The organism is Xanthomonas axonopodis, assembly GCF_001304695.1.
Classification (GTDB): Bacteria; Pseudomonadota; Gammaproteobacteria; order Xanthomonadales; family Xanthomonadaceae; genus Xanthomonas; species Xanthomonas axonopodis.
Map to the genome: position 1 here is coordinate 1 of NZ_JFAQ01000030.1, position 11,778 is coordinate 11,778.

Genomic DNA, 11,778 nt, shown 5'->3' on the forward strand with positions numbered 1-11,778 from the left:
ACGCCAGCAGGTCATGCCGCTGCCATCGCCAAGTTCCAAAGGCAGGTCTTCCCACGCAATGCCCGTGCGCAGCACATAGACGATGCCGTTGAGGGCCTGCTGATCACTGACACGAGATCGTCCACCTTTGGGGGGAAGGCTTGACCTGCGGAATCAGTGGCTCGATGCGCTTCCACAGCGCAATAGGGATCTCGTTGCGACGTGTCATGTCGGCAATGTTGCCGCCGAATCAACAGAATTCAGGGGTTTTGTTAGCCGCTCTAAGTTGGACCCAGCATGCATCTCATGCGGACGCCCCCTGGGCTGCATCAGAGCACGAAAGGAAACCCGTTGTCTTTCGGGGGCGGAGGCTCACATCGGCCGAACGCGGGGTCGCTGCGGCTGGGCCTGCCGGTTTCCAGATGCCCGGCCAGCCGACGACGGAAGGCGCTGCCAGGTTGTTCCACCACCAGGTCGTACCAGTGATCGCTGGCGGCAAACGCCAGGCGAATGGTCTCGCGCTGACCTGCGGCCAGCGACACGGTGCGCGCACTTGGGTCTGCGTAGTCCAGCGCACGCAGTTGCAGGGAGCAGGCGCGCTGCCCGGCATTGCCGATCTCAAGCACCAAGGCGTCGCCCTCCTGTCGCGCCTCCACCCATGGCGCTGCCGATGGCGCAGAAGCGCGCGGCACCTGCCCGGCGAATTCGCGCAAGAAGCCATTCGGTCCATGCACGCGCAAGGCGTACGCACCGTCGTGCGTGGCCCCAACCGGCACATCGTCCAACTGCGTGCCGGGCAGCACGGTGTAATACCAGGGGCCGCTGGCCGCGCTGCTGTAGACATTGAACGCCGCAGCCGCCGCGCCGCTGTTGACGAACTGCAACTGCACGGCGGCGCCTTCTTGCACGCGCGCGTGCACCTGCAACGCATACGGCAATGCGCGCGCCGGCCGTTGCCCCGGCTCCTGCCGCGGCATCGTTGCGGTTGCAGGCGCAGACGGTAGCGGCTTATCGCGTACGGCAGCGGTGCGTGCGCGGTAGTCCTCGACCGACGGCAACGCGCTCAACGCCGAATCGTCCGGCTTGCGGAAGTCGAACGCGCTGGTGAGATCGCCACTGACCGCACGCCGCCATGGGCTGATGTTCGGCTCGGCCACGCCGAAGCGGCGTTCCAGCAAACGTAGTACCGAGGTGTGATCGAACACCTGCGAGTTGACCCAGCCACCACGCGTCCACGGCGAGATCACCAGCATCGGCACGCGAATGCCCAAGCCGATCGGCACGCCATCGTAGACCTCGCCACGCGTGTCGACATTACTGCGCCCCATGCGTGCATCCAATGCCGGCATCGGCGCGGGCATGTGATCGAAGAAGCCGTCGTTCTCGTCGTAACTGATGATCAGCGCCGTCCTGGCCCACACCTTTGGATTGGCGGTGAGCGCATCAATCAGACGCGCCACCAGCGACTCGCCATATGCAGGCGGCGCTTCGGGGTGTTCGCAATACGCGGTGGGCGGAATGACCCACGACACCTGCGGCAGGCGATTGGCCTGCACATCGGCAGCGATCGCGGCGACCAGATGCTCGGCCTGGGTGGTGGCGGCATTGTCCGCGGTGGAACCGGGCACGCAAGCACGTGCGCGCCGGTAACGTTCGTCGTCGGTATGCAGATCGCGATAGTGCGAGAAATATGCCAGCGAGTTGCAGCCGAAGTTGTCGTATTCCTGATACACGCGCCAGTCCACGCCGGCAGTCTGCAACCGCTGCGCGTAGGTGGTCCATTGCAGTGCTGCGTAGCCGGGCTTGTCGCGCGACATGTCCGCGGTCCAGTTGCCATCGTCGGCATTGGTGACCGCCTGCGCGCCGAAATTGCCGACGCTTGGGCCGCTGGTACCGGTGAACAGATACATGCGGTTGGGATTGGTCGGCCCGTGCAGCGAGCAGTAATAGCCATCGCAGATGGTGAACGCGTCGGCAAGCGCGTGGTAGTACGGGATGTCGTGACGCTGGAAGTACCCCATCGTCAGTTCGCCCTTGTACGGTACCCACGCATCGTACTCGACCCAGCGCGCCGGGTCCTGCCCGTGAGCGGCCTTCCAGGAATGATCCAGGCTCTTGATCAAGGGCGCGCAGGTGGTTTGCGAATCGAACGCGAACGGCAGCAAGCGTCGTCCATCGGACGTGGGCTGACTCCATACCGGATGGCCATCGCGCAGTTGCAGCGCGCGTGGATCGCCAAAGCCGCGCACGCCACGTAGCGCGCCGAAATAATGATCGAACGAGCGGTTTTCCTGCATCAGGATCACCACATGTTCGAGGTCGCGCAACGTGCCGGTCCGCGCGTTGGCCGGCAGCGCGAGCGCACGGCCGATCGAAGACGGCAAGGCGCCGGCAGCAGTGAGCGCAGCGACGCGCTTGAGGAAATCGCGACGCGAAGAGGAAGACGTCATGGCGGTGGACCTTGCAAAAAAGGTGGTGCCTTCGTCACCGCGCAGCGCGGCGGGACACGACACGTATATCGGGCGAGCACGACAGTTTTGCGACAGCGACCGTCATCAATGTTTCATGAGCCGTTGACACCCTTCGTCGCGAAACGCCGGCTTTGCACCGTGCGTCTGCCCTCAGCCGTGGCCGAACAGGACTCCCCCATGACTTCCGCTCGTCGCTTTCATGTCACCCCGCTGGCGCTTGCCCTGGCAACGTTGCTTCCACTCGTTTCGCAGGCTGCGACACCGGCCGACCCGGCTTCCGCCGCTCCGGCAGAGGCAGCGTCGCCCACCGATGCCGCGGCCAATGCCACGCAACTGGATGCGATCAACGTGGTGTCACAAGGCAGCACCCGCCAGGTGCAACGCATCAGCCAGCAGGACATCGAGCAGCTGACACCCGGTAGCAGCGCATTCAAGGCGGTGGAAAAACTGCCGGGCGTGCAGTTCCAGTCCGCCGATCCATTCGGCACCTACGAATGGTCCACGCAGGTGACGCTGCATGGCTTCGACCAAAGCCGCCTGGGTTACACGCTCGATGGCATCCCACTGGGCAACATGAGCTATGGCGTGACCAATGGCTTGCACATCACGCGTGCCATCATTTCGGAAAACCTCGGGTCGGTGGAAATTGCGCAAGGCGCCGGTGCACTTGGCACTGCGTCCACCACAAATCTCGGCGGCACCATGCAGTTCTACTCGGCCGACCCGCAGACCACGCCCGGCGCACGCCTGATACAGACGGTGGGCAGCGATGCAACGCGCCGCACCTTCGTGCGTGCCGAGACCGGCGATCGCGATGGATTGTCGGCGTATCTGTCGTACGCCAATGCCAGCACCGACAAGTGGAAGGGCTATGGCGATCAGACATCCGAACAGGCCAATCTCAAGACGGTGTACCAGTGGGGCGACGGCAACCGCCTGAGCCTGTTCGTCGACACCTCGCGGCGCAAGGAATACGACTATATGGATCTGTCGTTGACCAGCCGGCGCGCGCTCGGCTGGGACTACGATTACCTGCAACCGGATTGGGCCACCGCCGTGCAGATGGCGCGCGCCTACCAGAACACCGGGGCCACCAGCGGCGTGGCCAATGGCTACCCACAATCGCTGGCCGGTCTGCCCAGCGACTACAGCTGGCTCGACGCCAGCTATTACGCCGGTGGCGGCTTGCGTCGCGACAACCTGGCTGGCCTGTCGGGCACGTTTGTCTTCGGCGGCGCCACGCTTGATGCCAGCGGCTATTACCACGGCAATCGTGGCGAAGGCCAATGGGTGACACCATATGTGCCCACCTCTGCGTGGATTCCGCTGTCGATGCGCACCACCGACTACGGCCTGGACCGTTTCGGCGGCACCACCGCGTTGAAATGGTCGTGGGGCAATCACGATCTGGAAGCGGGCGCATGGGCAGAGAACGCACGCACCTCGCAGGGCCGCAACTACTTCGCGCTCGGCAACGAGGGCTACACCTCGCTCTACAACGTCTACGAAGCACAGACCCCGTTCCGTCGCAACTTCCTGCAGCGCTACACCACGCAAACCCGCATGCTGTATTTGCAGGACACCGTGCGCCTGCTCGACGACCGCCTGACCCTGAATTACGGCGCAAAGGCGCTCAGCACCACAACGCGCGCGCAGTCGCTGGTACCGACCACCGCGCTGGCACAGGGCCGCATTCGCGCCGACGACAATTTCCTGCCGCAGGTGGGCATCAACTACAAGCTCGACGAACGCCAGGACCTGTACGCGTCCTACAGCAAGAACATCGCGGCGTTCGGCTTCACCCCGTTCGCCACCTCGCAGGCCGCCTTCGATCGCAGCCGCTCCACGCTGGAGCCGGAACAATCGCAGACCGTGCAGCTGGGCTATCGCGTGCAGGATGCGCAGTTCCAGCTCTCGGCCGACGCCTACTTCACCAAGTTCTCCAACCGCCTGCTGACCACCTCGCCGTGCAGTGCGGTGCAGACCTGCGCCTCGATCCTGAGCAACGTTGGCGCGGTGCACAGCGCCGGTGCGGATCTGGCGCTGATGTGGCGCCCGGTCGAAGGCCTGAGCTGGTTGAACTCGTTGTCGTGGAACCGTTCCCGTTACCAGGACGATTACCTCAACAACGGCGTGGTCGCCACCTCTGGCAAGGACGTGGTGGGCATCCCGGCGTTGATGTTCTCTTCCAGCGCCAGCTACCAGATCGGCAACCTGCGCCTGGATCTGGACGGCAAGTACGTGGACAAGCGCTACATCACCTTCCTCAACGACTCGCAGGTGCCGTCGTACTGGCTGTTCGATGCCGGCGCGCGTTACGAGTTCGGCCGTGTTGGCGGGGTGGCGGATGTGGCGCTGGCGCTCAACGTCAGTAACCTCACCGACAAGCGCTACTTCGCCAGCACTGGCACCAACGGCTACGTCGCCTCCGATCCGGATGGCTACAACCAGACCATGGTGGTCGGCGCACCGCGGCAGTACTTCATGAGCCTGGATGTGAAGTTCTAAGCGCGGCCCAGAACGTCGCGAGCCGCGGGCAGGTAGCGATGGAGGGCGCGCGCGCAACCGGAATGTACGCGTGGTGCAAGCGCATTCGGAGTGGCGGCTACGCCCGCATGGCGGCTGCGCAGTGCTTTTTGGCTGCGCTGGCCCCGCCGCCTGTTCCTCCGCCTGCGGGCCAAAAGACCAGGCTTACACGCCATTCATCCGAGCCGGCGCCGCCGCGCTGCAGATGGGGCCGTAGCGCGGAGCAAGGGCCTTGGAGCACTGGTGACGCCGATGACGCACGCTTGCGATGCCTGGCAGGCGGCGACAGGGCTGGACGGCGGCTCTCATCCTTCGCTGAGGTGCCAACCCTTCCCGATGATGGACGGGCCGGATCGGACCTACTTACCCGTGATCCAGGGCAGCGTCACATCCATTCCCGCACCGCCGCATGGCATCCAGGCCGCGACGCCTATAATCGCCGGCTTACTTTCACTCAGCAGGTTCCGCCAGATGGCGCAGACGATGAAGGCGCTGGTCAAGCGCGAAGCGAACAAGGGCATCTGGCTGGAACAGGTGCCAGTGCCGACACCCGGCCCCAACGAGGTGCTGATCAAGCTGGAAAAGACCGCCATTTGCGGCACCGACCTGCACATCTACCTGTGGGACGAGTGGAGCCAGCGCACGATCAAGCCGGGCCTGACCATCGGTCACGAATTCGTCGGCCGGGTGGCCGAGCTCGGCTCGGCGGTGACCGGCTATCAGGTCGGCCAGCGGGTGTCGGCCGAAGGCCACATCGTGTGCGGCCATTGCCGCAACTGCCGTGGCGGCCGTCCGCACCTGTGCCCCAACACGGTCGGCATCGGTGTCAACGTCAACGGCGCTTTCGCCGAATACATGGTGATGCCGGCCAGCAACCTGTGGCCGATCCCGAACCAGATCCCATCCGAGCTTGCCGCGTTCTTCGACCCCTACGGCAATGCCGCGCACTGCACGCTGGAATTCGACGTCATCGGTGAAGACGTGCTGATCACCGGCGCCGGCCCGATCGGCATCATTGCCGCCGGCATCTGCAAGCACATCGGTGCGCGCAATGTGGTGGTCACCGATGTCAACGATTTCCGCCTCAAGCTGGCGGCCGACATGGGCGCCACCCGCGTAGTCAACGTCGCCAACACCTCGCTAAAAGAGGTGATGAAGGACCTGCACATGGAAGGCTTCGACGTGGGCCTGGAAATGAGCGGCAACCCGCGCGCGTTCAACGACATGCTCGACTGCATGTACCACGGCGGCAAGATCGCCATGCTCGGCATCATGCCGCGCGGCGCCGGTTGCGACTGGGACAAGATCATCTTCAAGGGCCTCACCGTGCAGGGCATCTACGGCCGCAAGATGTACGAGACTTGGTACAAGATAACGCAGCTGGTGCTATCGGGTTTTCCGCTGCACAAGGTACTGACACATCAACTGTCGATCGACGATTTCCAGAAAGGCTTCGACCTGATGGAAGAAGGCAAGGCCGGCAAGGTCGTACTGAGCTGGAATTGATCGACTGACACTGCAGATATGCGAAAGGCGCCGCGAGGCGCCTTTTGCGTTCTTACCCTACGCGTGCTGACGAATGCGGCGAGCGATTTTCAGGAGCTAGCGAAGCGTCTGAAGCGATGCGGGATCGGCTAGGGCCTGGATAACAGCCTAGTAGGTCGAGGGCGCGGTGCCCTCGCCGCTCGCGGTGAGCGGGCAAGGATCCTGCAGAAGATCCGCAGGTCGGCGGATCCACACGTGATCGATCCGCAAGCTGCAGTCATTCAAAAACACACCAATCACGCTTCGGGTCTTGACCTAGTCTGGATGCAGGGGCAAAAAGCCCAGTGCGTCAACGCTTCCCGTATGACGACGACTCTGCACGTTGTCAGAGCCGCTTCAATCGATCGCCATCACGGCCAGGTGACGGTCGCCGTCGCCACCAGATGGTTCTGCGAATTCTGGCGGCCGAAGCCGAATTCGGCCGCTTTGCTGGTGTCGTAATACCCCACGCTCAAACCCAGCGGGCCGAATGTCTTGCCGACATTGACGCCGAAATCGTTGTAGTCGTGATCCACCTGATTCAGCGAGGAGGTGTAGACGGTGTGCCCTGCGTGCACGCCGAACGTTAAGTCGTACGGCAACTTCCAATTGCCATCCAGCGCGTAGTAATAGCCATCGGTCTTGGTGCCGTAGAGATCGTCGGTATAGGCGACCGTCACGCTATAGGTCTTCAGGAACGTGGTCTTGGTAATCAACTCGTTGTAGTTGGTTTCGCCCGCTCCCGGATACTGGTAGCGGTTGACCAGGACGTCGACATCCCACTTGGTGCCCAGTCCTGTTTTGTAGCCGACGAAGCCGTCGACTTCCCAATCCGGATCGCCTTCGCCGACGTCGACATTGGACGTCCAGGCCCCCACGTAAAAGCCGAACGGCGCTTCGTAGGTCAAACCGGCCTGAAACGCAGGCTCTTCATTCGTCTGCGAAATACCGCGGAACAGATAATCGCTGGTCACCGCAAAAGTGCCACTGAACGGCGATGTAGACGCTTCTTCGTCCTGCGCCTGCGCAAGCGGCGCAACGCCGAGCAGCAGTAACGACAGACAACAAGCGAGCGGGGGCAACTTCATGGGCATCTCCTGGAGCAATGAACGGTGGGATGGCGCGAAGCGAGGTTGCAGAGACTTAATTAGTCCAACTGTCATTGCAGCGCAACATGAAATTCGCATTCGCTTGATCCAGCGCACACACTCAAGAGCACATGCGCCGATCAGGTGCTGATGTCATCGACCGCGTGCGCCGAATCTTGATGTTCGGACGTTGGGATCGGGCATTGGGAATTCGTCACAGCAAAGGCAAGACACACCTCGCACATCCATTCCCGCGAGCCCCGATCCCAGCCGCCCCCCCCTTACGCGGGAAATATCCCGTAGTGCCGTGCTACCAAGCGCAGTTGCTGCCCTGGCTGAAAGCTGCCGGCAGAGGCGGGCAGTTCCACCTCCACTTCGTTGCCTGACGGCTCCAGCGTTGCGCGCAGCCGCAGGCGTGCGCCGCTGCGCTGCGACCACGCCACCGTCGCCGGCCAGCCCGCCTCGTCGGGCACCAGATCTTCCGGCCGCACATACACCTCCACCGGCCCCGCGGCCAGCGCGGCATTGGCCAAGGGAAGCGCGTGCCCAGCCACCTGGATCTGCCCCTGCGCCAGCACCCCGGGAATCCGGTTCACCGCACCCACGAACAAATACACGAATGGCGAGGCCGGCTTGTCGTAGATCATGGCCGGTGTGTCGAGTTGCTCGATGCGCCCGCAGTTGAGGATGGCCACGCGGTCGGCCAGTTCCAGTGCTTCTTCCTGGTCATGGGTGACGAATACCGTTGTCAGCCCGGTACGTTCGTGCAGCTCACGCAGCCAACGACGCAGGTCGCGGCGCACCTGCGCATCCAGCGCACCGAATGGTTCGTCCAGCAAAAGCACGCGCGGTTCGATCGCCAGCGCGCGCGCCAGCGCCACGCGCTGCCGCTGGCCGCCGGAGAGCTGGGTGGGATAACGCTGTTCCAGGCCTTGCAGCTGCACCAGCGCCAGCAGTTCCTCCACGCGCGTACGGATACGCGCTTCGGCCCAACGTTCGTTGCCGCGGCGCACGCGCAAGCCGAACGCAATGTTCTCGAACACGTCCATATGCTTGAACAACGCGTAGTGCTGAAACACGAAGCCGACCCGGCGCGATTGCACGCTCATGCGGGTGGCATCTTCATCGCCGAACAGCACCTGCCCGCCATCGGCATGCTCCAGCCCGGCCATGATCCGCAGCAGCGTGGTCTTGCCCGAGCCGGAAGGCCCAAGCAAGGCCAGCAACTCGCCCTGGCGCACTTCCAGATTGATGTCGTCCAGCGCGGTAAAGGTCTCGAACTGCTTGCGCAGGCGGTGAATGCGGATGCCCATGGTCACCTCAGTGGCGGTGGTTCGCGGCCAGCGAATCGCCGTGCCGCCATTCCAGATACGTCTTCAGCGCCAAGGTCAGCAGCGCGGTCAATGCCAGCAGCGACGCGCACGCAAACGCAGCGCTGTAGGCATATTCGTTGTAGAGAATTTCCACATGCAGCGGCAGCGTATTGGTGCGTCCACGGATATGCCCGGACACTACCGACACCGCACCGAACTCCCCCATCGCACGCGCCGCGCACAACAGCACGCCGTACAACAGGCCCCAACGGATATTGGGCAACGTCACCCGCCAGAACATCTGCCAGCCGTTCGCGCCCAGGCTCAATGCCGCCATTTCTTCGTCGCTGCCTTGCTGCTCCATCAGCGGCATCAATTCGCGCGCGATGAAGGGAAATGTCACGAACGTGGTCGCCAGCACGATGCCCGGCAACGCAAACACGATCCGCGGCAGCTGAAATACACATTCGCCCAGCACCGGCAGCTGCACATGCCAGCCTTCGTCGATCAGCGGCCAGGCCCAGCCGCTGCGGCCGAAGATCAACACGAAGATCAAGCCTGCCACCACCGGCGACACCGAAAACGGCAGGTCGATCAGGCTGACCAGCAGACGTTTGCCCCAGAACTGATGCTTGCTGATGGCCCACGCAGCGGCCACGCCGAATACCAGATTCAACGGCAGCACGATCGCCGTCACCAGCAAGGTCAACTTGATCGCCGACAACGCGTCCGGGTCGACCACGGCGCGCAGGAAGGTTTCCCAACCGCCACGCAATGCCTCGGCGAACACCAGCACTAGCGGCAGCAGCAAGAAGGCCAGCAGAAACAGCACCGCCCCCAGGATCATCAGCCATTGCACCCAACGCGGCTCGTTGGTGGCCGAATCGCTGATGCGACGCGCCTGCTTGGTCATGGCATGGGTCGGCAACATGGAAGGCAGCGATGAAACAGCATCGTTCATACGGGCCTGCGTTGATAGCGCAGCAGCCGTGCCTGCAGCGTATTGACCACCAGCAAGATCACGAACGACAGCAACAACATGGCCGCGGCAATGGCCGTCGCGCCGGCGTAGTCGAATTCTTCCAGCCGGATGGTGATCAGCAGCGGCGCGATCTCGGTGGAATTGGGCAGATTGCCGGCAATGAAGATCACCGAGCCGTACTCCCCCACGCCCCGCGCAAATGCCAGCGCAAAGCCGGTCAAGACCGCCGGCCACACACCGGGCAGTACCACCCGCCATACGGTCTGCCAGCGCGCGGCACCCAATGTGGCGGCGGCCGCCTCCATTTCACGGTCGCTCTCGGCCAGTACCGGCTGCACCACCCGCACCACGAAAGGCAGGCCCACGAAGACCAACGCCAGCACGATGCCCAACTGCGTGTAGGCCACCTTGGTGCCGATCGCCTCCAGCCAGCACCCCACCCACCCGTTGCCGCCATACAGCGCGGTCAGCGCGATGCCGGCCACCGCCGTGGGCAACGCGAACGGCAGATCGATCACCGCATCGAAAAAGCGCTTGCCCGGAAACCTGTAACGCACGAAGACCCATGCCACCCAGGTGCCCATCACCGCGTTGAAGGCGCCGGCCGCAAACGCGGTGCCGAAGCTCACCCGCAGCGCCGACAGCACGCGCGGCTCGCTCCATACCCGCCACAGCCCCTCCCAGCCCAGACCGCTGGTCTTGATGAAGATGCCCAGCAGCGGGATCAGCACGATCAGGCCAAGCCAGGTCAGGGTGATTCCCAAACTCAGGCCCAGCCCCGGCATCACGGGTCGGCGCGATGACGGCGCCGGGTGGGGTGCAACCGACATCGACATCGCCTACTTGTTGGCCTGGATTTGGTCGAACATGCCACCGTCGGCGAAGTGCTCCTGCTGCGCCTTCTCCCATGAGCCGAACGCCTGCTGGATGGTCACCAGCTTGATGTCCGGAAACCGCGCCATGTCGGCCGCATCGGCAAATTCAGGATGCCGCGGGCGATAGAAATGCTTGGCTGCCAGCTTCTGCCCTTCGGGCGCATACAGATAGCGCAGGTAGGCTTCGGCCACCTCGCGGGTGCCATGCTTGTCGACGTTCTTGTCCACCAGCGCCACCGACGGCTCGGCCAGGATCGACAACTTCGGCACCACGATCTCGAACTTGTCCTTGCCCAGTTCCTCGCGCGCCAGCAACGCCTCGTTTTCCCAGGCCAGCAGCACATCGCCGATACCGCGCTGCACGAACGTTGTGGTGGCGCCGCGTGCGCCGGTATCCAGCACCGGCACGTTGCGGAACAACGCCTGCATGTAGCGCAGGATGCGCTCGCGGTCGCCCTTGAAGATGTGGTCGGCGTACGCCCAGGCGGCCAGATAGTTCCAGCGCGCACCACCGGAGGTCTTCGGGTTCGGCGTTACCACTGCTACGCCAGAACGCAGCAGGTCCGGCCAGTCGTGGATGTTCTTCGGGTTGCCCTCGCGCACCAGAAACACGATGGTCGAGGTATACGGCGCACTGTTGTCGGGCAGGCGCTTTTCCCAATCGGTCTCGATCAGCTTGGCCTTCTGCGCGATGGCATCCAAGTCGTAGGCCAGCGCCAAGGTCACCACGTCGGCCTCGATGCCATCGATCACCGCGCGCGCCTGCTTGCCCGAACCGCCGTGCGAGGTTTCCACGGTCACCGTGTCCTGCGGGTGCTGCTGCTTCCACTGCGCGGCGAAGGCGGCGTTGTAGTCGCGATAGAACTCGCGGGTCGGGTCGTAGCTCACGTTGAGCAGCCCGATCTCGCGTGCGCCAGCCGGGCCGGCCAGGACCAGCAAGGCGCAAAGAAGTGAGGCAAAACGGAAACGGGGATATGTCACGACGATCTCCTGGCCGGTTGATCACAGCTGAACAGCAAG

8 protein-coding genes and 1 pseudogene are annotated in these 11,778 nt (G+C 63.6%); 2 read left to right on the top strand and 7 right to left on the bottom strand.

Features of this window, described 5'->3' with window-relative positions; translation table 11 throughout:
• Nucleotides 1–208, bottom strand: a pseudogene (locus XAXN_RS20360) (transposase); the annotation flags it as partial.
• 100 nt (nt 209–308) lie between these two features.
• Nucleotides 309–2,429, bottom strand: coding sequence for a phosphocholine-specific phospholipase C (locus XAXN_RS02650; RefSeq protein ID WP_054318392.1), 2,121 nt, complete (start codon nt 2,427–2,429; stop codon nt 309–311).
• Between the two features lie 108 nt (nt 2,430–2,537).
• Between XAXN_RS02650 and XAXN_RS02655 the strand changes: the two genes are divergently transcribed.
• Complete coding sequence (locus tag XAXN_RS02655) at nt 2,538–4,958, top strand: TonB-dependent receptor (RefSeq protein WP_134980121.1); 2,421 nt, start codon at nt 2,538–2,540, stop codon at nt 4,956–4,958.
• Between the two features lie 489 nt (nt 4,959–5,447).
• On the top strand, nt 5,448–6,482 hold the full coding sequence (gene tdh / locus XAXN_RS02660) for an L-threonine 3-dehydrogenase (RefSeq protein ID WP_174515467.1): 1,035 nt from the start codon (nt 5,448–5,450) through the stop codon (nt 6,480–6,482).
• 389 nt (nt 6,483–6,871) lie between these two features.
• Here tdh and XAXN_RS02665 read toward each other — a convergent pair whose 3' ends face one another.
• The 5 genes from XAXN_RS02665 to XAXN_RS02685 form a co-directional block, all read right to left on the bottom strand.
• Nucleotides 6,872–7,588 carry a TorF family putative porin gene (locus XAXN_RS02665; RefSeq protein WP_054318394.1) on the bottom strand — a complete coding sequence of 239 codons (717 nt, stop codon included), beginning with the start codon at nt 7,586–7,588 and terminating at the stop codon, nt 6,872–6,874.
• A 281-nt stretch (nt 7,589–7,869) separates the two neighbouring features.
• Nucleotides 7,870–8,901, bottom strand: a complete 1,032-nt coding sequence (locus XAXN_RS02670; RefSeq protein WP_054318421.1) for a sulfate/molybdate ABC transporter ATP-binding protein — start codon at nt 8,899–8,901, stop codon at nt 7,870–7,872.
• Between the two features lie 7 nt (nt 8,902–8,908).
• A complete protein-coding gene (gene cysW, locus XAXN_RS02675; protein WP_054318395.1) occupies nt 8,909–9,862 on the bottom strand; it encodes a sulfate ABC transporter permease subunit CysW in 954 nt (317 codons plus the stop codon).
• Nucleotides 9,859–10,719, bottom strand: coding sequence for a sulfate ABC transporter permease subunit CysT (gene cysT / locus XAXN_RS02680; protein WP_054318396.1), 861 nt, complete (start codon nt 10,717–10,719; stop codon nt 9,859–9,861). The genes cysW and cysT overlap by 4 nt, the downstream gene beginning before the upstream one ends.
• Nucleotides 10,720–10,722: 3 nt before the next feature.
• Nucleotides 10,723–11,745, bottom strand: a complete 1,023-nt coding sequence (locus XAXN_RS02685) for a sulfate ABC transporter substrate-binding protein (RefSeq protein WP_277422455.1) — start codon at nt 11,743–11,745, stop codon at nt 10,723–10,725.
• Nucleotides 11,746–11,778: the final 33 nt, after the last annotated feature.